Consider the following 23,319-nt stretch of genomic DNA (forward strand, 5'->3'; position numbering starts at 1 on the left):
CAGAGCGCGATTAACCTCCCCGGAAGAGATGGGGAGAAGCTACCGGGCCCGCAGCGTGGCGATCGGCGTCGCCACGCTCGCCGTCATGCTCGCGGCCGTGGGCGCTGCCTGCGTCGCCGGCCGGTGGGCGGGCCTCGGGGCGGCGCTGCTGGCCGGTGCGCTCTTCCAGCCCGTGCACCGGCTGGCCAGGCGCGCCGCCGACCGGCTGCTGGACGGCAGGACCGCCGACGTGCGCGCGCTGGCCGCTACCGCCAGGCAACGCCTCCAGCAGGGCGATCCGCACTCGGGGCTGCGCGCGATCCTGGCGCTGCTGTGCGCCGCGCTGCCGGTCACCGGGGCCGCCGTCGAACTCGACGACCACGTCGTACAGACCGGCACGCTGCCCGCCACCGCCACCTCGGTGAGCCTGGAACGACACGGCGAGCCGGTCGGCCGGCTGCTCCTCGGGGCCTACACCGGGCGGGGCGCGCCGGGCCGGGTCACCACGCGGGTGCTGGCCGCGCTGCTGCCCGCGCTGGCCGACGCCGCCCACGCCGTACGGCTGGCCGGAACGCTCCAACGCGAGCACGAGCGCGCCTCGGCACTGCGCGCCCAGGAGCGCCGGAGGCTCGGCCGGGACCTGCACGACGGGCTCGGCCAGTCGCTCAGCGGCCTCGCGATGTCCATCCACGCGGCCCGCCTGGCCGCCAGAACCGCCCCGGAACAGGCCGAAGCCCTGTTTATGCGGTTGCTCTCCGCGATGGAGGAGGTGACTATTGAGGTCGGCAGGCTGGTGGACGGCGCGCCCCCGCCCCAGCTGGCCGAGCTCGGCCTCCTCAAGGCGATCGAAGCACTCGTCGGTTCCCCGCTCTCGTCGGGGGGCGGTGACCTGGAAGGGCTGCCGCCCGCGGTGGAGCTTGCGGTCTACCGCATCGTCCAGGAGGCGGTGACGAACGCGCATCGGCACGCGGCGGCGACCTCGGTCACCGTCGCTGTAGAGCGATGCCAGGACCGGCTTCTGGTGCGGGTCCGCGACGACGGTCGCGGGCTGCCCGCCCAGCCGCCGGCCGGCATCGGTCTGCGGTCCATGCGCGAGCGGGCCGCCGAGCTCGGCGGCTGCTGCGTGATCCGGCACGCGGAGGGAGGCGGGACGATTGTCGAAGTCGATCTACCCCTGTGAGGTTCCCACGTCCACCCGGCTGAGCTTCCAGATCCTTGGACCGTTCCAGGCCCATCGCGACGGCGCCGCCCTCGACCTGGGCGGCCTGCGCCAGCTCGCGGTCCTGGCCCGGTTGCTGGTGGCGCGGGGGCGGGCCGTACCCGCGAGCCTGCTCGTGGACGAGATCTGGCCGGGACGCCCGCCCGCGCAGCCGCTGGCCAGCATCCAGGGGTACGTCTCCCGGCTGCGCCGCGCCCTCGAACCCGACCGCCCGCCGCGCCAGGAGGCCACCGTGCTGGTCAACGCGCCGCCCGGCTACGCCCTGCGGGCGGACGCCGAGCAGGTCGACGCCTGGCGCTTCGAGTCCGAGGTACGCCGCGCCTGCGACGAGCCGCGCCAGGTCTGGACGTACATGGAGGCGGCGCTGGCATTGTGGCGCGGCCCGGCGCTGGCCGAGCTGGCCAACCTCCCCTGGGCTGCCACCGAGGCGGCCCGGCTGGAGGAGCTGCGGCTGGTGGCCGTCGAGCGGCACGCCGACGCCGGGATCCGGCTGGGCATGGCCGCCGCGCTCGTACCCGATCTTGAGGCGCACGCGTGCGCCCACCCGCTGCGCGAGGAGGCCTGGCGGCTGCTGGCCTCCTCGCTCTACTCCAGCGGCCGCCTGGGCGACGCGCTCGGCGCGCTGCGCAGGGCCCGCGCCTTCTGGCGGGAGGAGCTGGGTCTCGACCTGTCGGCGGAGCTGCGCGCGCTGGAGGCCGACTTCCTCGCCCAGCGTCCCGCCGGACGGCCGTGGCTGCCCGAGCAGCGGCGCGCGCCCGAGCGTCCGGCGCCGAGGGTGCTGGTCGCCGACGACCAGGCGCTCGTGCGGGCGGGGCTGCGCGTGGTGCTGGACGCCGAGCCCGACGTGCGCTTCGCGGGTGAGGCCGCCGACGGGGAGGAGGCGGTGGCCGCGGTACGCGCGCTCAGGCCGGACGTGGTGCTGCTCGACATCCAGATGCCGCGCCTGGACGGCCTGGCCTCGGCCCGCCGCATCCTGGCCGGGCCACGACCGCCTAAGGTGATCATGCTGACCACGTTCGGCAGCGACGAGAACCTCTACGCGGCGCTGCGGGCCGGGGTGAGCGGGTTCATCCTCAAGACCTCGCCACCGGAGCAGCTCGTCGCGGCGGTGCGCGCGGCGGCGGCAGGCGACGCCCTCATCGACCCGGCCGTCACCACCCGCCTCATAGCCGCCTTCGCCTCCCACCCCACCACCGACTCCGCCTCCTTTGCCTCCTTTGCCGGTGCCCCGCTGGAGCCTGCGGGGCCGGTGGGCGGGCTCGACGGGTTGTCGCCGGGGCAGCTGACCGTGCTGCGCCTTGTCGCGCGGGGGCTGAGCGACCGGCAGATCGGCCAGGTGATGGGCTTCGCCGACGCGGGCGCGCTGGTCGGCGATCTGCTGTCCTGCCTGGGCCTGCTCGACCGCGCGCAGCTGGTCGTGCTCGCCTACGAGTCGGGCCTCGTCACACCGGGGGGCCGATGAGCGCATGGCTGTCCGCCGGGGTGCGCGGTGCCGGAGTGAGCGGGGCCGGGTGGTCGGTGAGCCGGTGGCTGGCTGTTGTTGCGGCGGGGTTGACGGTCGCGGCGCTGGTGATGCGGGCGTTGCTGCCCGGCGCGTGGTCGCCCGACGTGCCGTTGCTGCCCGACTACGCCGCCGGGCTGGCCTTCCCTGCGCTGGGGGCGTTCCTGTTGCGGCGCCGTCCCGGTCACCTGCTGGCCCGGCTGATGTGCGCGGGCGGGCTGGCCTGTGCCGTACGGATCGGCGCGGAGACGGGCATGCTCACCGCGGCCGCCGCCGGTGATCTCGAACTGGCCGCGCTGCTGCGCTATCCGGCCGCGATCGGCCGCGTGGTAGGCGGCATGCTGCTGGCCGGGCTGCTGCCCGCGTACTCGCCGGACGGCCGGCTGCCCTCGCCGCGCTGGCGGCCGGTGGTGGCCTTCGCGGTGCTGGTGACCGCCCTGGAGTGCGTACGTGCGGTGGTCCGGCCGACACCGCCGCCGCAGACGCTCCACTGGCCGGCGGTCATCCCGAACCCGCTCGCGATCGAGGCCCTGGCCCCGGTCGACGGCCTGCTGCGCGACGTCACCGAGGTCGGCACGCTGGCGGTGGTCGTGGCCGGGCTGTTCTCGCTGGCCCTGCGGGCGCGGGGGGCCGGCGCCGCGCTGCGCCGCCAGCTCGCCTGGCCGCTCGGGGCCTTCGCCCTGTATGTCATCTGCCTGCTGGCCGGACCGGCGTTCTGGGCGGCGTGCCTGGTCGCTACCGCGCTCGTGCCGATCGCGATCGTCGCCTCGGTGCTGCGCCACCAGCTGTTCGGCATCGAGGTGCTGCTCGGCAAGGCACTGGTCGGCGCGGGGGTGGCGGGCGTGGTCAGCGTCGCCTACCTGGCCGCCTCCGGTGCGGCCAGCCTCGTGGTCTCCGGCCGCGGCCAGCTCGCCGGGCTGGCCGCCGCACTCCTGGCCGGCGCCGCCTTCCAGCCTTTGCGCGTACGGCTGCGCCGCCTCGTCGACCACGCCATGTACGGCCCCCACGGCGACCCGCACCGCCTGGCCAGACGCCTGGCCGCCGAGGTGAGCCGCGCCGACCCCGACCAGGCACTCCGCGCGGCACTGCGGGTGACGGCCGACGGTCTCGCGGTCCGCGGCCTGGCCGTCCGCATCCGCCGCGGCGCCACGATCGCCATCGGCGACCCCATCCAGGTCGGCGACGCCGACCCCATCAGCCGCCACCCGGACAGCCAGACCACAACCGGCCAGACCACAGACAGCCGAACCACAGACAGCCGAACCACAGACAGCCGGACCACAGACAGCCGGACCACAGGCAGGCGGGCCAGGGCCGGAAAGAGCCGGGACGGACAGGTCTCAGACGAGCAGGCCAGGCAGGGGAAGGCCAGAGGCAGACGGGTCACAGGCAGTCAGGCCACCGGCGGGCAGGTGGCAGGCGGGCAGGTCACGGGTGGGCAGCTCGGGAGTGGGCAGGTCGCGGGTGGGGTGCGGGCGGCGGGTAGGGAGTTGCCGCTGGTCTGGTACGGCGAGCCCGTCGGCACCCTGGTCATCGGCCCACCGGGCACCAGGCAGTTCACCGCCGACTACGCGGAGGAACTGCTGTGGGCGGCGGCGCCGTACATCGCCGACTGCGCCCACGCCGTGCGGATGCGCGACGACCTGCGGCGCTCGCGCGAACGGCTGGCGGCGGCCAGGGAGGAGGAGCGGCGGCTGCGCGACGGCCTGCGCGCCGAGCTCGACCGGGCGCTCGAAGGCGTTCACCGGTCGTTGCGGGAGGCGGGCACGAGCCTGCGCAGTTCGCCGTCGGCGGCCGACCGGCTGCTGGGCGACGTGGGCACGGATGTGCACGACGCGGCCATGCGGGTGCGCGCGCTGCTCCACGGCCTGAGCGGCGAGGCGGACGCGGCGAACCGCCGCTAGGCACCTTCGTGCCGTCTGAGCGCTGGTCGCCTTTCGTGCCGGCTGAAGCGCTAGTCGCCCTTGGTGCCGTCGATCAGTTCGCGGATGATGTCGAGGTGGCCGTTGTGGCGGGCGGTCTCCTCGGTCATGTGGCCGATCACCCAGCGCAGCGTCACGTGCCGGTCGCCGCTGATCGTGCCGTGGGACATGGTGTCCAGGCCGATCCCGGCGATCTTCCGGCGGACAACCTCGCACTGCTCCTCGTACTCGGCCAGCAGCTGGGCCAGCGGCACCCGCAGGGCGACGGTGAACTCGGCGTCCGGGTCGTCCTGGGTGTAGGGGCCGAGGTCGGTGCCGCCGAGGAACATCACCTCGAACCAGTAGTGCTCGTTCCAGCGCAGGTGGTTGACGATTCCGGCGGGTGTCATCAGCGGCGAGGCCGGCAGTGGGGCCTTCACGGCGGCTTCGTCGTCGAGGCCGGCGCACTTGTGCACGACGGTGGCGCGGGCATAGTCGTGGAAGGTGTCGAGCGTGGTCCGCTCGTCCCACGTGCCGGGGGTGTCGCTTCGGGTCATCGCTCCAGGATGCCGGACGTGACAAGGGCGACGATCCGGGTGCCGGGGGCGAAGGCGCCTTGCCGTACCAGATCGAGGACGCCGTAGAGCATTTTGGCGACGTAGATCTTCTCCACGCCGTGGTGGGCGGCGAAGGCGTCGAGTTCGGGGGTGGTTTTGGCGTAGCCGCCAAAGTGGTAGCCGGTCTCCAGGCGCCAGTTCGGCCGGACCCGACCGTAGGCCTCGTGTTGCAGGCGTTCGACCTCGGCGGCCAGGAAGTCGCCGCCTTTCAGGACGGGGAAGCCGATCGCCCGCCGCCCCTCGGGCAGCCCGGCGGAGATGCCGGCCAGCGTGCCGCCGGTGCCGACCGCGCAGCAGATCACGTCGTACGGCTCGCCGATCTCGCCCGGCAACTCCGCGCAGCCGCGTACCGCCGCCGCGTTGCTGCCGCCCTCGGGCAGGATGGCCACCTCGCCCCACCGCTCCCGCAGCATCTCCTGTACGGCCGGCGTGTGCTTGAGCCGGTAGGTGGCCCGGTCGAGGTAGCCGAGGCGCATGCCGCACGCGACCGCGTGGGCGAGGCAGGGGTTGAGCGGCAGGTGCTCCTCGCCGCGGATGATCCCGATCGTCTCGATGCCGCGCTCGCGTCCGGCGGCGGCCACGGCGCGGATGTGGTTGGAGTAGGCGCCGCCGAAGGTGAGGATGCGCGGGTGGCCGAGGTTGTACTTCAGCTTGCGCGGTTTGTTGTCGTCGACCTTCAGCATGACCCGTACCGAGCCGAGCGACGGATCTGCCAGCGTGCGCATGGCGCTAGTCTACGGACGGGCCGTTGTTGAGGAGTGTTCGATTATGCGGGTTACTGAAGCTTTCCGTGCGGCGTTCGGCGCCGACCCCCGGACCGTCTGGCACGCGCCCGGCCGGGTCAACCTGATCGGCGAGCACACCGACTACAACGACGGTTTCGTCCTGCCCTTCGCGGTGCCGTGGGGGGTGACGGCCGCGGTCAGCCCGCGCGCGGACGGCGTCGTGCGCCTCCTGTCGCTGCAGGCCGAGGGCGGCCCGGTCACCCGCGAGCGACTGGACGGCACCCGGGGCTGGGAGAGGTACGCCGCCGGGGTGCTGGCCATCCTCGGCGACCGGGTGCGCGGCGCCGACATCGCGGTGGACGGCGACGTGCCGCAGGGCGCCGGGCTCAGCTCCAGCGCGGCGCTGGAGGTCTCGGTCGGCTCCGCGGTCAACGAGGTGTACGACCTGGGCCTGACCCCGATGGAGATCGCCCTGATCGGCCAGAAGGCGGAGAACGACTTCGTCGGCATGCCCTGCGGGATCATGGACCAGGCGGCGTCGGCGCTGTCGAAGGAGGGCCACGCGCTCTTCCTCGACTGCCGCTCGCTGGCCTCCCGCAACGTCCCGCTCGACCTGGCCGCCGACGGCCTGGAGATCCTCATCATCGACACCCGCGCCCACCACGAGCTGGCCGACGGCGAGTACGCCAAGCGCCGGGCGGAGTGCGAGTCGGCGGCGCGCACGCTGGGCGTGGCAGCGCTGCGCGACGTCACCGACCTGGCCGACGCGCTGGGCAGGCTCTCGGGCGACGAGCGCAAGCGGACCATGCACGTCGTGACCGAGAACCACCGGGTCGAGGCGCTCATCGGGCTCCTGCGGGCGGGCAAGGCGGCCGAGATCGGCGCGCTGCTCAACGCCTCCCACCTGTCGTTGCGCGACCAGTTCGAGGTGACCGTGCCCGAGCTGGACGTGGCGGCCGAGGCCGCGGTGCGGGGCGGCGCCCGGGGGGCCCGCATGACCGGCGGCGGCTTCGGCGGCTCGGTGATCGCGCTGACCGCCACCGACCGGGTCGAAGCGGTCCAGCGCTCGGTCACCGCCGCGTACGCGGAAAAGGGCTGGCGGGAGCCCCGCTACCTGCGCGCCACCCCCGCCCAGGGCGCCCGCAAGCTCGCCTAGACATCACTCTATGTAGCCATAAGATCACCGAGTTTTCGATTTTGTGGGACAAATCCACGCCTGTCGGTAAAGGATGTGAACTGCTGCGGAAACGGGGCGGCGTGGAGAGGGCGCCGCCACGAGGACGTCAGGCCGGCCCGGAACCGGCCAGGCGATCCGTGTTGCGGAATGCGTTGGTTCACTGCGTGCGTACCTGGATCAGGTCCCTGCGTCCCTTCGATGCCGTCTCCATCCACACGATCATCGAGCGAACGGTCGACCGCCGCGAGGCGGAGCGCTTCATCAGGCTTTTCCACGCCGAGAACCCCGGCGCCGGCGACCTGCTGTCCCGCCTGCGCCAGGTGGCCGCCGACGTGGCCCGCCACGGCACCTATACCCACACCCCCGAGGAGCTCCAGTTCGGCGCCAGGGTCGCCTGGCGCAACAACGACCGCTGCATCGGCCGCCTCTACTGGCGCTCGCTCAGGGTCCGCGACCGGCGCACGATCTCCAGCGCCGAGGGCCTGGCGCTGGAGTGCGTCGAGCACCTGCGCGAGGCGACCGGCGACGGCCGGATCCGGCCCACGATCACGGTGTTCGCCCCCGACGCGCCCGCCCGCCCCGGTCCGCGCATCGTCAACGAGCAGCTCATCCGGTACGCCGGCCACCGTGCCCGCGACGGCTCGGTCATCGGCGACCCGCGTGCCGCCGAGCTGACCGCGCTGGCCAGGGAACTGGGCTGGCGGGGCGGCCGGGGGCGCTTCGACGTGCTGCCGCTGGTCATCCAGCCGGGGTTCGGGGAGCCGCTGTTATGCCATCTGCCCGGGGACGCGGTGCTGGAGGTGCCGATCGAGCATCCGGAGTACCGATGGTTCGGGGAACTGGGGCTGCGGTGGCATGCCGTACCGGCGATCTCGAACATGTGTTTGGAGATCGGCGGGATCTGCTACCCGTGCGCGCCCTTCAACGGCTGGTACATGGGCGCGGAGATCGGCGCGCGCAACCTCGCCGACGCCGCCCGCTACGACCAGCTTCCCGTGGTGGCCGAGCGGCTCGGGCTCGACACCTCGACCGAGCGCTCGCTGTGGCGTGACCACGCGCTGGTGGAGCTGAACGTGGCCGTGCTGCACTCCTTCGACCGGGCGGGGGTGACGATGACCGACCACCACACCGAGTCGCGCCGCTTCCTCACCCATCTGGAGCGCGAGGAGAAGGCGGGGCGGGTCTGCCCGGCGGACTGGTCGTGGATCGTGCCGCCGATCTCGGGGGCGGCCACGCCGGTCTTCCACCGCTACTACGACCAGTCCACGCTGACCCCCGCCTACGTCCCCCGCCACTGAGCGGGGTCCTTGCGCGCCCGCCCTAGAACATGATTCGGTTGCGGTATGCCGGAACTCGTTCTCTCCTCGCTCGACCAGGGCGTGCTGACGCTGACGTTCAACCGTCCAGAACGTCTCAACGCCTGGACCGACGCGCTCGGCCGCCGCTACTTCGACCTGCTCGAACAGGCCGAGAAGGACACCGCGGTACGCGCCGTCGTCGTGACCGGAGCGGGCAAGGGCTTCTGCTCCGGCGCCGACTTCCAGACCCTCACCGCCCTGCAGACCGGCGACTACGACGAGACCCCCGACCCACGCCCCAACACCTTCCCCACCACGATCCGCAAGCCGGTCGTCGCCGCGGTGAACGGCGCCTGCGCCGGGCTCGGCATGGTCCACGCGCTCGTCTGCGACCTGGTCTTCACCTCGGCCGAGGCCAAGTGGACCACCGCCTTTCCCCGGCGCGGCCTGGTCGCCGAGTACGGGCTGTCGTGGATCCTGCCCCGGCTGATGGGGCAGCAGCGGGCCATGGACGTGCTGCTGTCGGGCCGCGTCTTCACCGGGGCCGAGGCGTACGAGATGGGCCTGGTCAACCGCGTCCTGCCCGCGGCCGATCTGCTGACCGGGGCGCAGGAGTACGCGCGCGAGCTCGCCGTCCACAGCTCGCCCGCCTCGATGGCCGTCATCAAACGCCAGGTGTGGAACGACTGGGACGTCACGCTGGAGGCCTCCGCCAAGACCGCCGTGCAGGAGATGCTCGCCTCCTTCGGCCGCCCCGACTTCGCCGAGGGCGTGGCCAGCTTCCTCGAACGCCGCGACCCCGACTTCCCGCCCCTCTAGCCGCGCTTCCGGAGGGCCGGCATCGCGTGGAGGGCCAGGCCGCTGACCGGGGACGACGCCGGATCCGGCAACGACCGTCGAACGCTGGCATATCCGTTTCGCTATCGACTCATGATCCATATCGCTATTGGACATCCGGCGGCGATCTCTGCTCTGCTCTCCGCTATGAGATTTCCCCTCCGGAGCGCCACGGCGGTGGTGACCGCGGCCACCCTGCTCGCCTCCGCCGCCCCGGCACACGCGTCCACCGCCCTGGAGCGCAAGCTGCGGGAGCTCGAGAAGTCCTACAACGGGCGCATCGGCGCGGCCGCCATCGACCTCGCCACCGGCAAGACGATCGGATATCGGGCGAACGAGCGATTCCCGTTCAACTCCATGTTCAAGGCGTACGCGTGCGCCGCCGTCCTGCGAAAGGCCCGCGACACCGACCCCGGCCTCCTCGACCGCGTACAGCGTTGGAAGCCTGACGAGGTGCTGGAGAACTCCCCCGAGACCCGCGAATACACCGACACCGGCATGACTCCGGCCCAGTTCTGCCGCGCGGCCGTCACCAAGAGCGACGGCTTCGCCGGGAACATGCTGCTGAAGCAGATCGGCGGTCCGGCCGGGCTGACCACGTACTTCCGCTCCCTCGGAGACCGGGCCAGCCGCCTCGACCGCGCCGAGCCGTACCTCACCGAATGGAAGCCCGGCGAGGTACGCGACACCAGCACCCCCGCGGCCGCCGCCACCAGCCTGTCCAAGATCACCGCGGGCAACGCCCTCCACCCCGAGGACAGAAAGCGGCTGATCGGCTGGCTGCGCGCCTCCGTCACCGGAGCCGAGCGCATCCGCGCCGGACTCCCCAAGGACTGGACGATCGGCGACAAGACGGGGACCGGCGGCGCGAGCAACTACGGCACGGCCAACGACATCGCGATCGCCTGGCCGCCCCAGTCGAAGGCGCCGATCATCATCTCCATCTTCACCAACCGCAACACCAACGGCGTGGCCCCCGACCAGAAGGTAATAGCCACCACCGCCACCGAACTGGCCAAGGCCCTGGGCCACCTCTAACGGTCGTCGGCCCCCGGTTCAGGCTGAAGGCACCCACACGAAGCCGTCCGGATCGGTGAAGGGCTCGGCGTCACTGCCGATGACCAGCCGATGCGACCCGCTCCCCTCGGGCGAAACCCCGGAGACCTTGGCCAGAGCCTTGCGCGCGTAGAGCGACAGCGAGATGGGGCTGGACGGCGGCGAGAACTCGACGTACTTCCGCCCGTAGCTCTTCGTCACCTCGAATCCGTGCTCGACGTAGAACCGCTTGCTCGCGGCCACGTCCTGCGCGCCCAGTTGCAGCACCACATTGTCGATCTTCCGTGTCGCCGGGCCGGTGTCCTTCTTCGACGAGCTCGCGATCGTCCAGATCGCGCCGTCCGGCGCCTGCAGGACGCCGCCGTAGCCCCACAGAGACTTCGCGACCGCCTTCAGGGGCTTGGCACCGGCCTCGACAGCGGTGCCGAAGAGGCTGTCGACGGTGGAAGGCTGGGCGACGACGAGCGACATGGAGAATCCGCGGAAACCCGACGTGGGCGCGTCCGAGGATTGCACACGCAGCCGCTCGTCAAGGCCGAAGGCGGCGGCGTAGAAGCGCTCGGCGTCCGCGGGGTTGGGCACCTCTAGGGTGACGAATTCCAGGTAGGCCATGGTGCCCACGCTAGGTGCGCCGTAATGGGCCCGCTTCTCGAATCCTGCTCGATACGCCCAACCCTTCATCACGAACGCCTTTCCGCAGCCCCGAACCACCGCTGAATCTTGTCGACACGCACCAGGTACACCTGGCAAGTGGCGATGTTCAACGCTGCGAACAAGGTCGTCACGCCGCCCCGCACGACTCAGACCTTGATGACGGTGACGCGTACACCGCACAACGCGGCGATGTCCTCAGGATCGGAGGTGAGGACCGTGACGGGTCCCGGGGCAGCGAGGGCGGTGGCGCTGAGCATGGCATCGATGGCGAACTTGTGCCCGTGCAGGCCGGCGTCGGACAAGAGCGCGGCGGCGTGGCGGGCGATGGTTTCGGTGATCGGCTCGATGACCAGGCGGGACAGCGTCCACTCGAGAGCCGGCCGGTTGACACGAGGATGGACCACCTCGACCAGGGTGGCGGCAGAGGTGATGACGCGGAGGTCGTCGGCTCGGGCAAGAGCGAGCCATGAAGTGACCGTTCGGTCACGCAGAACCGCCTTGGCCAGTCCCTCGCTGTCCAGGACAAGGGTGCCGCTGGGAACCGCAGGGGAACGGGTCACGCGGCCGTCCCACCGGTGTCCGGTCCTCGCCGGGCCTGGTGAAGCTGATCGCGCAACGCTTGGACCTCCTCATCGGTGATGGGGCCATGCTCGGCCTCCGCGACCTGGATGAGTTCGTTGAGGTTGTCTCGCTCGATCTGGCGGGCCACGGCAGCAGCGACGTAGGCGGACAGACCGGAAGGGCCACTCCGGGCTCGGGCGGCCTCGGCGATGTCACGCGGCATCGTGATCGAGTACTTGCCAGTAGGCTCGCTCATGCTCTCTATCCTACCGCTCATCCTCCCGCCGCGTTCCGCCCCTTCCCAACGGCGGTGCGTGGGCGCCTCGGGCATCCACGCCGCCCCACTTCGAGATGTCCGCAACCCGCCGGGCTCCTGAACTCGACCACGCCTGAAGCGAGGGCCTACTCCCTCACTGGACCATCCTGGGACACGCCTCTGGGCGTCAGCCCTTGGAAAGAACGCCCGAGCGGAAGGACCTTGACCAGGGCGGGCTCCAGCTGTTCGGCCACTGGAGGCGCGCGGGGGCGTGGCGACCATCATGCCTGTGAGCAGCAGAAAGCCCCCTCCCAAGATTGGAAGGGGGCTTCTGGGTCGCTCCCGCGATAGGACTCGAACCTATAACCTGCCGGTTAACAGCCGGCTGCTCTGCCGGTTGAGCTACACGGGATCGAACTTCGCGCTGGTCGGTGGGGGCTGTTGGGCCCTCCGTTCGGCGCATGAATAGATTAGCGCACTCCGGGAGTGCGTGTCGCATCGATAGCGGGGTAGGCCGGGAGACAGCGGAGGTGCAAGATGCGTTATCGGATGACATTCGCGATTGGCCTGGCCGTCGGCTATGTGCTGGGCAGTCGTGCCGGTCGTGAGCGTTACGAGCAGATCAAGCGGGCCGCCCAGCGAGTGGCCGACAGTCCCACGGTTCAAGAGGCCGCGGGGCTGGTCGGGGCCCAGGTTTCCAAGGTGGCCTCGGTCACCAAGGCCAAGGTGAGCGATCGGGTTCCGTTCCTGTCGCGGTACAACCACCACGACACCGGCACCGGCTGGCCCGATGAGGAACGCAAGCCGGAAGAGACCGGGATCCCGTACTGAGTGACGCTCCGGTGGTCTGGCGCGGGCTGACATCGCCTGGGCCACCGTTGACGCGCGCCGCCTGTTAGACGCCCATGCTGCGCCGTACACCCTCAAGGGCTTGTTCGGCCTGGGCGCGCACGCCCGGGTCGTTGGGGTCGATGCCCTCGTCGAACACGAGCGTCCATTCCTTGACCTCGCCGCCCGGCGGGCGGCGGGCGACCAGGCGGACTCCGCCGCGGCCCGGCAGTTGCACGTGCTTGTTGACCACGATGGTGGAGTTCACCCGCTCGCGGACCGTCTCGGGCAGGCGGCGGGGCTCACGCACCGGCGCCTGGTGACGCTCGCCGCCGGTGGTGGCGACGTTCAGCACGCCGTCCTCGCTCCACGCCGCCCGGTCGATCGTCTCGTACGGCACGCGCACCCCGTCAGGCAGGAACAACGCCCGATCGGTGGCCACCACGTACCCGTCGCCCGAGGGGGCGAAGGCGAGCACGCGCTCCCCCGGCTCGGTGGCCAGGGATTTGCGGACGTCGGCGGGCAGACGACTCAGGATGCTCATTCCTCCACGCTATCGGCCAGCAGGTCGAGGGTGAGCGCCGCACTCCAGGAGAAGTCCCTGCACCCGCGCCCGCTGCCGTCGAACGGGTCGAAGCACTCGCGGAACCCGGCCTGCCTGACCAGCCGGAGGGTGCCGGTGGTGAGCTGGCGGGAGAGCTGGCCGAGGGAGTGGACGGCGGCGGCGCGGCGCAGCAGCCAGTTGGTGTTGACCCAGGACGGGCCGCGCCAGTAGCGGGTGCGGTCGAACTGTGCGGCCCTGATCTCGCAGCTCGGCACGGGGTAGCCGGTGGCGCCCATGAACCTGGCCGACTCCAGCACGTCGATCAGCGCGCGCACGTGCCCGTCGGGCAGGCCGGGGTCGAGCAGGGGGCCGAACGCGCCGATGGTGCTGACCCGGATGAGGCGGTCGGTGCGCAGGTCGCGGGCGTAGAAGCAGCCGTCCCAGAGGCGGTCGAGCAGCGCCTGCCTGATGCGTTCGGCCTGTTCGCGGTGGGGGGCGGGGTCGGCTCCGGCGACCCGGGCGAGTTCGGCGAGAGCGTGGCAGGAGGCCAGCCAGATGCCGTTGAAGAACGGGTCCTCGACGGCGAAGGGGTGTTCGTCGCGCAGGTACTCGGGGCGGTATCCGGCGTTGCGGTAACGCAGGGCGAGCCAGACGTAGCGGTCGTGGTCGCTGTCGGGGTGGCGTTCGTCGAGTTCGACGTTGCGGTAGCCGTACCGGATCTCGGGGAGGGCGGCGAGCGGCTCGTCCCAGGACGGGCTGTCGTCCATGCCGGACTCCCACGGATGGATGATCGCGGCGAGTCCGGAGCCGCCGAGGTCGCGGGCGGAGGCGAGGTAGGCGTGCTGGGCGGCGAGCTTGGGATACAGGTGGCGCGCGAAGGCGGCGTCGCCGCCGTGCCGCCAGATCCACCAGGTGGCGAGCGCGTGCAGGGGCGGCGCGGTGAGGCCGGAGGTGAGCACGCCGCCGGGCGCGGCGGCGTGGTCCTGGGAGCGCCAGACGGATGGGCCGGGGAAGTACGCCTCGGGGGTGTGGAAGACGATGTGCGGCACCATGCCGGTGGACCACTGCCCGGCGAGTAGTCCGGCGAGCTCGGCGTGGGCGCGCTGGGGTCGGTGGCGGGCGAGTCCGATGGCGACGAAGGCGGAGTCCCAGCTCCACTGGTGCGGGTAGAGGCCGGGCGCGGGCACGGTCGCGGTCCCCGTCCAGTTCGCCTCGAGCACGGACATGGCCTCGCGCCCGAGCGCGGCATCATCGACCGCGGGCCGCGCTTCCATCAACCCACTATGCGCGCCCCACGTCAAAACCCAAACCCCCAAAAACCTGATGATCTCCTACGGCTTTCGCCAACCCCCCGCCCCGCCGCCCCCGGCGGGCCTCCGTCGAGCGCCGCGAGTGAGGGCTCACGGGGCCGCGCGCCGTAACGACTACGCTCTTGACCGAACAACGCCTGCCCCCAGAACTGCCCGGCCGAGCCGCCCGCCGTAGAGCGCGCCCTCCCCCTTGGCCCGCCCGAGTGAGATAAGGCGCAACTCCCGTGGCCAAACGGTGGAGAGTGACGTACGCCACCAAACCGGCCTCAGTCGGTGAGCACCTTCTTCACCAGCAGGACGCCGAGTCCGACGGCGCCGATGATCAGGGCCCACTTGATCAGCGTGAACACGAGGCCCACGAGCGGGCCGAGCAGAATGAAGGCCGCGACGAGGGCGGCGATGATCAGAAGAATTCGTCCCATGTCATCGAAGGTATGCGCGGATTCAAGCCAAATGCAGGCGTCACAGGGTTGAATCAGGGTCAAGTCAGGGATCCCCCTACCTGGCCTGAACGGGGAGTGTGATGAGCCTGGGTCTGCCCATGAGCCGAGAAGGCGCCGACTATGAGCTCCGAGCACGCGCGGAGGAACGCGACCGCATCTCGGGCGACCTTCTCGACCTGGATGCCCACAACACCTACCAGCTGCTCAAGGGCGCCACCCTGCGGGGCGCCACGGCGAGCAGGTGGGCCGCCGCGCAGGCGTCGGTGGCCGCGATGTGGGCGTTGTACGACCTCTACCGCGCCGTGCTCAGGCAGGCGGAAGAGGTACGGGCCCGCCGCGGCAAACCGGGCACCGCGGAACTGGCCGAGATCACCGCGCTGCTGACCGGCCCCTCCGTCGTGCTCAAGGCCGCGGCCAAGCCCGTGGAGCAGCGCACGCTGGGCGAGGCGGAGCCAGACGAGCTGCTCACCCTCGACCAGACGGTGGCCAGGATGGACGCGGCGTTCGGCGAGATCGCCAAGACGCTGCAGGACGTCGACGCGGTCTGGAACCCCGCCCTGCCGCGCATCGAGCGGGCCGAGGCGAGCGCGCAGGCGCTCGCGACGCTGACCGCCGAGGTGGGCGAACGCCTGGACCTCAGCGCGGTCGAGTCCGACCTCGCGCGCGTGCGCGCGCAGGTCGTCGAGGACCCCATCGGCTGCGCCCCGCCCGGCCCCGAGCTGGACCGCCTGACCAAGCTCCTCGACGCGAGCCGCGCCGACCTGGAGCGCGCCGTGCGCGCCAAGCGCGACTACACAGCTCGCCGCGACCGGCTGCTGGCCGCCATCGACACGGTACGGCAGGCCGAGGCGGAGGCCAGGATGGCCCACGGCCAGGTCGTCGTCAAGATCGTCCTCCCGCCGTCCGCGGTGCCCAGGAACCGCCTGCAGGACCTCCTCGCCCACCTCGCCGGCCTCGACGCCGCGACCGAGGGCTGGCTCACCAGAGCGGCCCGCCTCGACGCGCTGGAGAAGGCCGCCGCCGAGGCCGCCGACAAGGCGCGGGCCGGCACGCGGGCGCTGTTCGGCCTCATCGGCCGCCGCGACGAGCTGCGCGGCAGGCTCACCGCCACCCAGGCCAAGGCCGCCAGGGTCGGCCTGGCCGAGAACACCGAGTTCACCCGTCTGTACGAGCGGGCGCGCCAGATCCTCTGGAGCGCCCCCTGCGACCTGAGGCAGGCGTCCACCGCCGTCGACCTCTACCAGAACGCCATCCATGGAGGCAGCCGATGATCAAGTGTGCCCAGCCGGGCTGCCCGGGCACCATCGAAGAGGGCTACTGCGACACCTGCGGCCACGCGGCCGCCACCCCACCCGCCGCGCAGAGCGCCTCCCCGGCCACCGGTCCACTGAGCACGCCCATGAGCACGCCGGTCAGCGGCCCGGTGAGCCGCTCGACCGGCGGCCGGCTGGCCGACGCGCTGGAGGACCTGCCGCCGGTGCCCGTCGTCAACCCCGACGACGTGGTGCTCAAGGACCCGCAGGTGGCCGAGGAGAAGCGATTCTGCACCTCGTGCGCCCAGCCGGTGGGCCGGGGCAGGGACGGGCAGCCCGGCCGCGCCGACGGGTTCTGCCCGAACTGCCGCACCCGCTTCTCCTTCAGCCCCAAGCTGGTCGAGGGCGACCTGGTCGGCGGCCAGTACCAGGTGCGCGGCGCGATGGCGCACGGCGGCCTCGGCTGGATCTACCTGGCCACCGACGAGAACCTCGACGGCAAGCCGGTCGTGCTCAAGGGCCTGCTCAACACCAACGACCCCGAGGCCCTCGCGGCGGCCGAGGCCGAACGGCGCTTCCTCACCTCCGTCGACCACCCGAACATCGTCGACATCATCAACTTCCAGCACCACGACGGCCTCAGCTACATCGTCATGGAGTTCGTCGGCGGCCAGTCGCTGCACCAGCTGCGCCGCCAGGGCCTGCTCCCGATGCGCGACGCGCTCAAGTACGGCAGGGAGATCCTGCGCGCCTTCGGCTACCTGCACGAGCAGGGCCTGGTCTACTGCGACCTCAAGCCGGCCAACGCCATCCGCGTCGGCAAGCGGCTCAAGCTCATCGACCTGGGCGCGGTCCAGCGGCTCGGCTCGCCGCCCGGCACGTCGTGGGTGACGGTCGGCTACCACGCGCCCGAGCTGGACACCCAGCCCGCCTCCGTGGTCTCCGACCTCTACACCGTGGCCAGGACGCTGGCGGTGCTGGCCGTGCCGAACTTCAGCCCCGCGCGCGGGCGCAAGGAGAACCCGCTGCCGGCCGACTGCGGGCACGAGTCGTTCACCCGGCTGCTGCGCCGGGCGACCGCTCCCGAGCCGCTCGCCCGCTTCCAGAGCGCGGCGGAGATGGAGGAGCAGCTCACCGGCGTGCTGCGGGAGATCAGCGCGGCCGCGGAGGGCGTGCCGTTCCCGCAGGTGTCCGGGCTTTTCGGCCCGGAACGGCTGGCGGCGGGCGCGGCCCTGTCCCCCGATCCGGCCCGCGTCTTCGCCGAGCTGGATCCGCTGGAGGCCGCGGCGGCGATGCCGGTGCCGCTGGCCGACCCGGCCGACCCCGCGGCCGGCGCGCTGGCGGGACTCGCCGGCCGCTTCCCGCAGCAGCTGCTCGCCCAGGTGGAGGCGATGCCGCAGACGCCCGAGACCATGCTGACCCGGATCAGGCTGCTGGCCGAGACCGGCGGGCCCGAGGCCGGGCAGGCACTCGCCGACGCCGCCGGCACGCTGGGCGGCGACTGGCGGCTGACCTGGTATCGGGGCGTCCACGCGCTGGCCACCGGCCACGCCGACGCGGCCGCCGGGCTCTTCGACGAGACCTTCACCATGCTGCCCGGCGAGCTCGCGCCCAAGCTGGCCTACGCCCTGGCCCTGGAGGCCGCGGGCAAGGACGCCGGACGCTGGTACGAGACCGTCTGGCGTACCGACCGCTCCTACGTCAGCGCCGCCTTCGGCCTGGCCAGACGGTATCTGGCCGCGGGTGACACCGCCTCGGCGGTACGCGTGCTCGACCAGGTCCCGGCCAGCTCCAGCCACCGGGTGGCCGCCCAGCTCGCCTGCGTGGCCGTCAGCGCCCGCACCCAGGTGGGCGACCCGCGCGAGATCGCCGGCGCCGCCGACCGCCTCGACGCGCTGACCGACCTCGACCAGAGCCGCCGCGACGGCATCCTGGCGGAGGTCCTGACCTCGGCGCTCGGCTGGCTCGCGAGCTCGGGCCCGCCGTCCGGCCTGACGATCGCCGGCGGGGCGTTCACCGACGAGAGCGTGCGCGGCCAGCTGGAGGGCATCTACCGCCGCCTGGCCCACGCCGCGACCTCCCGCCGCGACCGCCACGCCCTGGTCGACCGGGCCAACGCCGTCCGGGTGAGGACGTGGGTATGACCTGTCCCCTCTGCGCGGCGTCGGTGCTGCCGTCGGACTCCTTCTGCGAGGCCTGCGGCCACCCGCTCAACGCCCCCACGTGTACGGCGTGCGGCACCCCCACCGTGGACCCCGAGGGCTACTGCGAACGCTGCGGCCTGCGCCAGCCCTCCGCCCGCGACCACGAGGAGGCGGCTCTGGAGACGGGCGCCGCCGGGGTGACCGACAAGGGGCTGCGCCGTATCCGCAACGAGGACGCGATGGCGCTGCTGGAGGCGGGTGGCACGACCGTGGCGGTGGTGTGCGACGGCGTCGCCTCCTCGCCCAGGGCCGACGAGGCTTCGGCTGCGGCCGTCCAGACCGCCTCGGCCGCGCTCGCGGGTGGCGCCTCCTCGGAGGAGGCGTTCAAGCTGGCCTTCCGCGCCGTCGCCGATCTGGCCGACGACCCGGTCAACCCGCCGGCCTGCACCTATGTCTCGGCCGTGGTGGGCGGCGGGCGGATCACGCTGGCCTGGGCCGGCGACAGCCGTGCGTACTGGCTGCCGGGCTGGACCCAGCTGACCGTGGACGACGCCGCGCCCACCGGCGAGATCACCGCCTGGCTCGGCGCCGACGCCGGGCCGGTCGAACCGCATGTGCGGACCTTCGCGCCCAGCGAGCCGGGCCTTCTGTGCGTGTGCACGGACGGCCTGTCCGGTTACCTCGGCGACGGTGTGCCCGACGCGGGCGAGCCCCAGGCGCTCGCGCGCGACCTGCTCAAGCACGCGCTCGACGCGGGCGGGCGGGACAACGTGACCGTCGTTCTGATCCCCGTGAATCCCCTAGGAGGCACTGATGGCTGACTTCAGGCTGAATATCGACCAGAACAAGTTCCTGCCGACCGACGGCCGCGAGGTGCACGCCGTCCTGACCATTGAGTCCTCCGGGACCGTCACCAAGGACACGGGGCCCGCGGAGGCCGCGGAGATCATCATCATCGACGTGTCCGGCTCCATGAGCGGGAGCAAGATCAGGGATGCCAGGGAGGCCGCTTCCGCGGCGGTGCAGGCGCTGCGCGACGGCGTGCACTTCGCGGTGATCGCCGGCAACCACGAGGCCGCGGTGATCTATCCGCAGAGCGGCAGGCTGGTCCCGGCGCACGGCGCGTCGCGCAAGGAGGCGCTGGGCGCGATCAGGCGGCTGGGCGCCGGTGGCGGCACCGAGATCGGCCGGTGGCTCCAGCTGGCCGAGAACCTGTTCCGCTACCACCCGAACGCCATCAAGCACGCGATCCTGATGACCGACGGGCAGAACAACCAGAGCGCCGACGTCTTCGCCAGGGCGCTGCAGTCCTGCGAGGGCAGGTTCGTCTGCGACAGCCTCGGCATCGGCGAGGACTGGGTCCCGGCCGAGCTGCGCAAGGTGGCCGAGGCGCTGCTGGGCACCTCCGCCTTCGTCAGGAACCAGGGCGACCTGGCCGCGTTCTTCCGCGACCTGACCCAGCAGTCGATGGGCAAGACCGTGGCCGAGCTGGCACTGCGTCTGTGGGCGCCGCAGAACTCGCGGATCAAGTTCGTCAAGCAGGTCAACCCCACCCTGGTGGAGCTCACCGGCAAGCGCACCGACGTGAACCCGCTGACCGGCGACTACCCGACCGGCTCCTGGGGCGCCGAGGAGCGCGTCTACCACCTGTGCGTCGAGCTCGACCAGCCCGGCCAGATCGGCAACGAGATCAGGGCCGGCTGGGTGAAGCTCGTCCTGCCGGACACGCAGGAGGTCTTCGCCAGCGGCAACGTGCTGGCCCAGTGGACCGACGACCTCGCCCTGTCCACCCAGCTCAACCCGAAGGTCGCCCACTACAGCGGCCAGGCCGAGATGGCCGCGCTGATCCAGGAGGGACTCAGCGCCCGCGACGCCGGTGACCTGGACACCGCCACCGCCCGCCTGGCCAGGGCCAGGAAGATCGCGGTCGAGTCCGGCCACGGCGACACCGCGAAGCTGCTGGACAAGGTGGTCGAGTTCGACTCCTCCGGCACCGCCAGGCTGCGCCGCCAGGTCGACAAGGCCGACATGATCGAGCTCGACACGGGCTCGGTGCGCACCAGCAAGCTGAGGAAGGAGGAGGGCTGATGGCCACCTGCCCGAACGGGCACCCGTCGGGCGCCGACGACTACTGCGACGTCTGCGGCACCCAGATGTCCGTCGGGAGGGTCGCGGCCTCCCTCCCCACCCAGGTCGCCGCGGCCCAGCCCGCGGGCGGCGAGCTGTGCCCGGTGTGCCAGGCGCCGCGGGCCGGGCAGTTCTGCGAGGTCTGCGGCCACGACTTCAACGGCCCCGCCGGCGCGCAGGGCCAACCCGTCCTGACCTCTCCCGGCCCCGGCGCGCCCGCGTCCCCGCCGACGCGCTGGGAGGCGATCGCCGGCGCCGACCGGGCCTACTTCAACGAGATCATCGCCGAAGGCGGTCCCGACGCGGCCGCCATGGCGTTCCCGCCGTACTGCCCGGAACGCTCGTTCGCGATGGCCGGCCAGCACGTGCGGATCGGCCGGCACCGGTCCTCGGGCGGCAACGACCCTGAGATCGACCTCAGCGGCCCCCCACAGGACCCGGGCGTCTCCCACCTGCACGCCGTCCTCCTGCTCAGGGACGACGGCGGCTGGGACCTCGTCGACCCCGGCTCCGCCAACGGCACCCGCGTCAACGGCAAGCTGCTCAAGCTCAACGTGCCGGTGCCGGTGAAGCCGGGCGACCGCATCCACGTGGGCGCGTGGACCGTCATCACCATCCGCGAGAACACGCCATGACGATCGTCCAGCCCACCACCTCGCCGCCGCCCGCGCAGTCCCAGACCGCGGTCCCGGCGCCGGTGGTCACGCAGCACGCCGTCTCACGCCACAGCGTGCCCGGCCGCGTCCGCACCCTCACCGGCGCGGTGCTGATCGCGCTCGCGATGCTGTCGGCGCTGCTCGCCTTCGGCAGCGGCAGCGCCCGCGAGGGCCTGCGGGTGATCGGCCACGACTCCGGCCCGCAGGTCGTCGCCACCGCCGGCCTCTACCTCGGGCTGAGCGACATGGACGCGCAGGTCGCCGACGTGCTGCTCATGGGCAGCGAGTACGGCGAGCGCCGCACCACCGCCATGACCCAGTACGAGAAGCGCCGCACCGAGGCCAACCAGGCGCTGCTGGACGCGTTCGAGCTGGCCGACGGCGACCCGGCGGAGCGGCTCACCATCCAGTCCGTCCTGGACGGCCTGGGCCGCTACGAGCGGCTGGCCGGCGAGGCCCTGCTGCTGAACACCCAGTCGGACCACCGCGCGGGCGAGACCCCGGAGGCGGTGCTGCGCGTCTACCGGCAGGCCACCGACCTGATGCGGCTGGAGCTGCTGCCGAAGGCGTACAACCTGACGCTGGAGAGCGGCACGATCGTGCGCCGCACCCACGACGAGGAGACCGCGGCCGTCCGGCTGCTCATGCTCGGGCTGATCGCCGCGCTGGTCGCGGCCGGCGGCCTCTTCGTGGCCCTGCAGCTCTATCTGGCCCGAGCCTTCCGCAGGCGGCTGGCGCCCGCGCTGCTCGTCGCGACCGGGCTGACCGTCATCGCCGGGCTGGTCGGGGTGGCCGTGCTGGGACAGGTGCTGCAGTCGATCGCATCTGCCAAGCGCGACGGCTTCGACTCGGTGCTGACCACCGCCCGCGCCCGCGCCATCGGCAACAGCCTCCACGCCGACCAGGCACGCTACCTGCTCGACCCGGCCAGGGCCGACACCTACGAACACGCCTTCCTCGACAAGTCCCAGTCGCTCGTCTACGCCGACGGCGGCAACGTCGAGGCCTATCACGCCACCCTGGCCAAGAACGGGCGGATCAGCCTGGGCCTGCTGGCCCCGGTCCGGGCCAACATCGCCGGCAACTTCGCCGCCTACCGGCGCTTCCAGGAGGCCGACGGGCGGATGCGCGCGCTGGCGACCTCGGGGGCCAAGCCGCAGGCCGTCTCGGCCAAGCTCGACGAGCTGGCCAAGAGCTTCACCGCGTTCGACAGGGAACTGGTGACGGTGGGCGAACGCTACGAGGCGACGTTCACCAAGACCGTCGCCGCCGGTGACGGGGCGCTGGACGGCCTGTGGCGGCTGGCGCCGTGGGCGCTCGGCGCGGCCGCTGTCCTGATCGCCGCCGGCGTGTGGCCCCGGCTGAGGGAGTACCGATGAGGCGGCTGCGGATCGCGGCGCTGGCCGTACTGGCGCTCGTGACCGCGTCGTCCTGCGGGACCGGCGGGGTCGAGAGCGTGATGGGCAAGGACACGATCAGGATCGGCGTCCGTACCGACCTGCCGGGGATCGGCGTGCGCACGGCGGACGGCGGGTTCGCGGGCTTCGACGTGGACGTGGCCCGCTACCTCGCCAACAAGCTCGGGGCGCGGCCGGAGTTCGTGCCGGTGCTGGCCGCCGACCGGGAGAAGGTGCTCGCCGACGACCGGGCCGATCTGGTGCTGGCCACGTTCTCCATCACCCAGGAACGCAAGTCCCGGGTGTTGTTCGCCGGTCCTTACCACCTGTCGTACCAGGACATCCTGGTACGGCCCGACGAGAATGACATCAAGAACGTCCGGGACCTGGCGGGCCGGCGGATCTGCGAGGTGCAGGGCGCCAACGCCGGTCAGCGGGTGGTCGAGGAGCGCAAGGTGGCCGCCCAGCTCGTCCCGGTGCCCGACTACGGCACCTGCCTGGAGCACCTGAAGTCCGAGCAGGTGGACGCCATCACCACCAACGACATCATCCTCGCTGGCCTGGCCGCGAAGGACGGCTCCGGCCTGCGGCTGCTCAACGCGCGCTTCAACGAGCAGCGGACCGGCGTGGGCCTGCGGGTGGGCGACGTGGAGGGCTGCGAGGCGGTCAACCGCGCGATCACCGACATGTACCAGGACGGCACGGCCAAGTCGCTGCTCAAGAAGTGGTTCGGCACGACCGGGCTGGACTTCTCGACGGTCGCGGTGCCGCAGTTCGAGGGCTGCTCTTAGGACACGGACGCGCGGGCCCGGCGGCGTCCGGGCCCGCGTGCGTCG

23 protein-coding genes and 1 tRNA gene are annotated in these 23,319 nt (G+C 72.2%); 15 read left to right on the plus strand and 9 right to left on the minus strand.

Going from position 1 to position 23,319, the window contains the following annotated elements:
* The first annotated feature begins 28 nt into the window (after nucleotides 1-28).
* Genes HNR40_RS47895 through HNR40_RS47905 form a run of 3 tightly spaced genes read left to right on the plus strand, consistent with a single transcriptional unit; the run spans nucleotide 29 to nucleotide 4,603 of the window.
* Nucleotides 29-1,159: a sensor histidine kinase gene (locus tag HNR40_RS47895; RefSeq protein WP_184973919.1), complete on the plus strand. Its 1,131-nt coding sequence runs from the start codon at nucleotides 29-31 to the stop codon at nucleotides 1,157-1,159.
* Nucleotides 1,134-2,660: a BTAD domain-containing putative transcriptional regulator gene (locus HNR40_RS57685; RefSeq protein WP_312896803.1), complete on the plus strand. Its 1,527-nt coding sequence runs from the start codon at nucleotides 1,134-1,136 to the stop codon at nucleotides 2,658-2,660. Before HNR40_RS47895 ends, HNR40_RS57685 begins: the two co-directional genes overlap by 26 nt.
* A complete protein-coding gene (locus HNR40_RS47905) occupies nucleotides 2,657-4,603 on the plus strand; it encodes a sensor histidine kinase (protein ID WP_184973921.1) in 1,947 nt (648 codons plus the stop codon). Before HNR40_RS57685 ends, HNR40_RS47905 begins: the two co-directional genes overlap by 4 nt.
* 50 nt (nucleotides 4,604-4,653) lie before the next feature.
* On the opposite strand, the gene HNR40_RS47910 is transcribed toward HNR40_RS47905, so the two are convergent.
* Together HNR40_RS47910 and HNR40_RS47915 are read right to left on the minus strand one after the other, a co-directional pair.
* Nucleotides 4,654-5,157: a DinB family protein gene (locus tag HNR40_RS47910; protein ID WP_184973923.1), complete on the minus strand. Its 504-nt coding sequence runs from the start codon at nucleotides 5,155-5,157 to the stop codon at nucleotides 4,654-4,656.
* Nucleotides 5,154-5,942 carry a 1-aminocyclopropane-1-carboxylate deaminase/D-cysteine desulfhydrase gene (locus HNR40_RS47915; RefSeq protein WP_184973924.1) on the minus strand — a complete coding sequence of 263 codons (789 nt, stop codon included), beginning with the start codon at nucleotides 5,940-5,942 and terminating at the stop codon, nucleotides 5,154-5,156. Before HNR40_RS47915 ends, HNR40_RS47910 begins: the two co-directional genes overlap by 4 nt.
* A gap of 43 nt (nucleotides 5,943-5,985) precedes the next feature.
* On the opposite strand from HNR40_RS47915, the gene galK reads away from it, so the two are divergent.
* The 4 genes from galK to bla all read left to right on the plus strand — a co-directional run bounded on the left by galK (nucleotide 5,986) and on the right by bla (nucleotide 10,292).
* Nucleotides 5,986-7,098: a galactokinase gene (galK, locus tag HNR40_RS47920; protein ID WP_184973926.1), complete on the plus strand. Its 1,113-nt coding sequence runs from the start codon at nucleotides 5,986-5,988 to the stop codon at nucleotides 7,096-7,098.
* A 185-nt stretch (nucleotides 7,099-7,283) separates the two neighbouring features.
* Nucleotides 7,284-8,417 carry a nitric oxide synthase oxygenase gene (locus HNR40_RS47925; protein ID WP_184973928.1) on the plus strand — a complete coding sequence of 378 codons (1,134 nt, stop codon included), beginning with the start codon at nucleotides 7,284-7,286 and terminating at the stop codon, nucleotides 8,415-8,417.
* A gap of 45 nt (nucleotides 8,418-8,462) precedes the next feature.
* The gene (locus HNR40_RS47930) at nucleotides 8,463-9,236 is read left to right on the plus strand and encodes an enoyl-CoA hydratase-related protein (RefSeq protein WP_184973930.1); all 774 of its coding nucleotides are present in this window, start codon (nucleotides 8,463-8,465) and stop codon (nucleotides 9,234-9,236) included.
* Nucleotides 9,237-9,401: 165 nt separating this feature from the next.
* A complete protein-coding gene (gene bla / locus HNR40_RS47935) occupies nucleotides 9,402-10,292 on the plus strand; it encodes a class A beta-lactamase (protein ID WP_184973932.1) in 891 nt (296 codons plus the stop codon).
* An 18-nt stretch (nucleotides 10,293-10,310) separates the two neighbouring features.
* Here the strand turns inward: bla and HNR40_RS47940 are convergent, their stop codons facing one another.
* The 4 genes from HNR40_RS47940 to HNR40_RS47955 all read right to left on the minus strand — a co-directional run bounded on the left by HNR40_RS47940 (nucleotide 10,311) and on the right by HNR40_RS47955 (nucleotide 12,193).
* Entirely contained in the window at nucleotides 10,311-10,922 is a 612-nt protein-coding gene (locus HNR40_RS47940) for a VOC family protein (protein ID WP_184973934.1), read from the minus strand.
* A gap of 188 nt (nucleotides 10,923-11,110) precedes the next feature.
* A complete protein-coding gene (locus HNR40_RS47945) occupies nucleotides 11,111-11,524 on the minus strand; it encodes a type II toxin-antitoxin system VapC family toxin (RefSeq protein WP_184973935.1) in 414 nt (137 codons plus the stop codon).
* Nucleotides 11,521-11,781 carry a CopG family transcriptional regulator gene (locus HNR40_RS47950; RefSeq protein WP_184973937.1) on the minus strand — a complete coding sequence of 87 codons (261 nt, stop codon included), beginning with the start codon at nucleotides 11,779-11,781 and terminating at the stop codon, nucleotides 11,521-11,523. The genes HNR40_RS47945 and HNR40_RS47950 overlap by 4 nt, the downstream gene beginning before the upstream one ends.
* A gap of 339 nt (nucleotides 11,782-12,120) precedes the next feature.
* Nucleotides 12,121-12,193, minus strand: a tRNA-Asn gene (locus HNR40_RS47955).
* 125 nt (nucleotides 12,194-12,318) lie between these two features.
* Between HNR40_RS47955 and HNR40_RS47960 the strand changes: the two genes are divergently transcribed.
* Entirely contained in the window at nucleotides 12,319-12,612 is a 294-nt protein-coding gene (locus tag HNR40_RS47960) for a YtxH domain-containing protein (RefSeq protein ID WP_184973939.1), read from the plus strand.
* 64 nt (nucleotides 12,613-12,676) lie between these two features.
* Here HNR40_RS47960 and HNR40_RS47965 read toward each other — a convergent pair whose 3' ends face one another.
* The 3 genes from HNR40_RS47965 to HNR40_RS47975 form a co-directional block, all read right to left on the minus strand.
* Complete coding sequence (locus HNR40_RS47965; RefSeq protein WP_184973941.1) at nucleotides 12,677-13,153, minus strand: hypothetical protein; 477 nt, start codon at nucleotides 13,151-13,153, stop codon at nucleotides 12,677-12,679.
* Nucleotides 13,150-14,427: an amylo-alpha-1,6-glucosidase gene (locus tag HNR40_RS47970; protein WP_184973943.1), complete on the minus strand. Its 1,278-nt coding sequence runs from the start codon at nucleotides 14,425-14,427 to the stop codon at nucleotides 13,150-13,152. Before HNR40_RS47970 ends, HNR40_RS47965 begins: the two co-directional genes overlap by 4 nt.
* Before the next feature lie 302 nt (nucleotides 14,428-14,729).
* A complete protein-coding gene (locus HNR40_RS47975) occupies nucleotides 14,730-14,885 on the minus strand; it encodes a hypothetical protein (RefSeq protein WP_184973944.1) in 156 nt (51 codons plus the stop codon).
* A 119-nt stretch (nucleotides 14,886-15,004) separates the two neighbouring features.
* On the opposite strand from HNR40_RS47975, the gene HNR40_RS47980 reads away from it, so the two are divergent.
* Genes HNR40_RS47980 through HNR40_RS48010 form a run of 7 tightly spaced genes read left to right on the plus strand, consistent with a single transcriptional unit; the run spans nucleotide 15,005 to nucleotide 23,274 of the window.
* Nucleotides 15,005-16,177 carry a hypothetical protein gene (locus HNR40_RS47980; RefSeq protein WP_184973946.1) on the plus strand — a complete coding sequence of 391 codons (1,173 nt, stop codon included), beginning with the start codon at nucleotides 15,005-15,007 and terminating at the stop codon, nucleotides 16,175-16,177.
* Nucleotides 16,174-18,303 (plus strand): serine/threonine-protein kinase, encoded by a 2,130-nt coding sequence (locus tag HNR40_RS47985; protein ID WP_184973948.1) that lies wholly within the window; start codon nucleotides 16,174-16,176, stop codon nucleotides 18,301-18,303. Before HNR40_RS47980 ends, HNR40_RS47985 begins: the two co-directional genes overlap by 4 nt.
* Nucleotides 18,300-19,124: a PP2C family protein-serine/threonine phosphatase gene (locus HNR40_RS47990; RefSeq protein WP_184973950.1), complete on the plus strand. Its 825-nt coding sequence runs from the start codon at nucleotides 18,300-18,302 to the stop codon at nucleotides 19,122-19,124. Before HNR40_RS47985 ends, HNR40_RS47990 begins: the two co-directional genes overlap by 4 nt.
* Nucleotides 19,117-20,391: a VWA domain-containing protein gene (locus HNR40_RS47995; protein ID WP_184973952.1), complete on the plus strand. Its 1,275-nt coding sequence runs from the start codon at nucleotides 19,117-19,119 to the stop codon at nucleotides 20,389-20,391. Before HNR40_RS47990 ends, HNR40_RS47995 begins: the two co-directional genes overlap by 8 nt.
* Nucleotides 20,391-21,065, plus strand: coding sequence for an FHA domain-containing protein (locus HNR40_RS48000; RefSeq protein ID WP_184973954.1), 675 nt, complete (start codon nucleotides 20,391-20,393; stop codon nucleotides 21,063-21,065). Before HNR40_RS47995 ends, HNR40_RS48000 begins: the two co-directional genes overlap by 1 nt.
* Nucleotides 21,062-22,465 carry a GlnX family signal transduction membrane protein gene (locus tag HNR40_RS48005; protein ID WP_184973956.1) on the plus strand — a complete coding sequence of 468 codons (1,404 nt, stop codon included), beginning with the start codon at nucleotides 21,062-21,064 and terminating at the stop codon, nucleotides 22,463-22,465. The genes HNR40_RS48000 and HNR40_RS48005 overlap by 4 nt, the downstream gene beginning before the upstream one ends.
* On the plus strand, nucleotides 22,462-23,274 hold the full coding sequence (locus HNR40_RS48010; protein WP_184973958.1) for a transporter substrate-binding domain-containing protein: 813 nt from the start codon (nucleotides 22,462-22,464) through the stop codon (nucleotides 23,272-23,274). Before HNR40_RS48005 ends, HNR40_RS48010 begins: the two co-directional genes overlap by 4 nt.
* The last annotated feature ends 45 nt before the right edge of the window (nucleotides 23,275-23,319 follow it).

The sequence above is a fragment of the Nonomuraea endophytica genome (assembly GCF_014203235.1).
Lineage (GTDB): Bacteria > Actinomycetota > Actinomycetes > Streptosporangiales > Streptosporangiaceae > Nonomuraea > Nonomuraea endophytica.

What these genes read in the sequence shown, in the direction of transcription:
- HNR40_RS47950 (WP_184973937.1), bottom strand. Translation starts at nt 11,781, where the DNA reads ATGAGCGAGCCTACTGGCAAGTACTCGATCACGATGCCGCGTGACATC.
- HNR40_RS47930 (WP_184973930.1), top strand. Translation starts at nt 8,463, where the DNA reads ATGCCGGAACTCGTTCTCTCCTCGCTCGACCAGGGCGTGCTGACGCTG.
- HNR40_RS48005 (WP_184973956.1), top strand. Translation starts at nt 21,062, where the DNA reads ATGACGATCGTCCAGCCCACCACCTCGCCGCCGCCCGCGCAGTCCCAG.
- HNR40_RS47995 (WP_184973952.1), top strand. Translation starts at nt 19,117, where the DNA reads ATGGCTGACTTCAGGCTGAATATCGACCAGAACAAGTTCCTGCCGACC.
- galK (WP_184973926.1), top strand. Translation starts at nt 5,986, where the DNA reads ATGCGGGTTACTGAAGCTTTCCGTGCGGCGTTCGGCGCCGACCCCCGG.
- HNR40_RS47970 (WP_184973943.1), bottom strand. Translation starts at nt 14,427, where the DNA reads ATGGAAGCGCGGCCCGCGGTCGATGATGCCGCGCTCGGGCGCGAGGCC.
- HNR40_RS47910 (WP_184973923.1), bottom strand. Translation starts at nt 5,157, where the DNA reads ATGACCCGAAGCGACACCCCCGGCACGTGGGACGAGCGGACCACGCTC.
- HNR40_RS48010 (WP_184973958.1), top strand. Translation starts at nt 22,462, where the DNA reads ATGAGGCGGCTGCGGATCGCGGCGCTGGCCGTACTGGCGCTCGTGACC.
- HNR40_RS47915 (WP_184973924.1), bottom strand. Translation starts at nt 5,942, where the DNA reads ATGCGCACGCTGGCAGATCCGTCGCTCGGCTCGGTACGGGTCATGCTG.
- HNR40_RS47905 (WP_184973921.1), top strand. Translation starts at nt 2,657, where the DNA reads ATGAGCGCATGGCTGTCCGCCGGGGTGCGCGGTGCCGGAGTGAGCGGG.
- HNR40_RS48000 (WP_184973954.1), top strand. Translation starts at nt 20,391, where the DNA reads ATGGCCACCTGCCCGAACGGGCACCCGTCGGGCGCCGACGACTACTGC.
- HNR40_RS47975 (WP_184973944.1), bottom strand. Translation starts at nt 14,885, where the DNA reads ATGGGACGAATTCTTCTGATCATCGCCGCCCTCGTCGCGGCCTTCATT.
- HNR40_RS47990 (WP_184973950.1), top strand. Translation starts at nt 18,300, where the DNA reads ATGACCTGTCCCCTCTGCGCGGCGTCGGTGCTGCCGTCGGACTCCTTC.
- HNR40_RS47965 (WP_184973941.1), bottom strand. Translation starts at nt 13,153, where the DNA reads ATGAGCATCCTGAGTCGTCTGCCCGCCGACGTCCGCAAATCCCTGGCC.
- HNR40_RS47985 (WP_184973948.1), top strand. Translation starts at nt 16,174, where the DNA reads ATGATCAAGTGTGCCCAGCCGGGCTGCCCGGGCACCATCGAAGAGGGC.
- HNR40_RS47980 (WP_184973946.1), top strand. Translation starts at nt 15,005, where the DNA reads ATGAGCCGAGAAGGCGCCGACTATGAGCTCCGAGCACGCGCGGAGGAA.
- HNR40_RS47940 (WP_184973934.1), bottom strand. Translation starts at nt 10,922, where the DNA reads ATGGCCTACCTGGAATTCGTCACCCTAGAGGTGCCCAACCCCGCGGAC.
- bla (WP_184973932.1), top strand. Translation starts at nt 9,402, where the DNA reads ATGAGATTTCCCCTCCGGAGCGCCACGGCGGTGGTGACCGCGGCCACC.
- HNR40_RS47960 (WP_184973939.1), top strand. Translation starts at nt 12,319, where the DNA reads ATGCGTTATCGGATGACATTCGCGATTGGCCTGGCCGTCGGCTATGTG.
- HNR40_RS47895 (WP_184973919.1), top strand. Translation starts at nt 29, where the DNA reads ATGGGGAGAAGCTACCGGGCCCGCAGCGTGGCGATCGGCGTCGCCACG.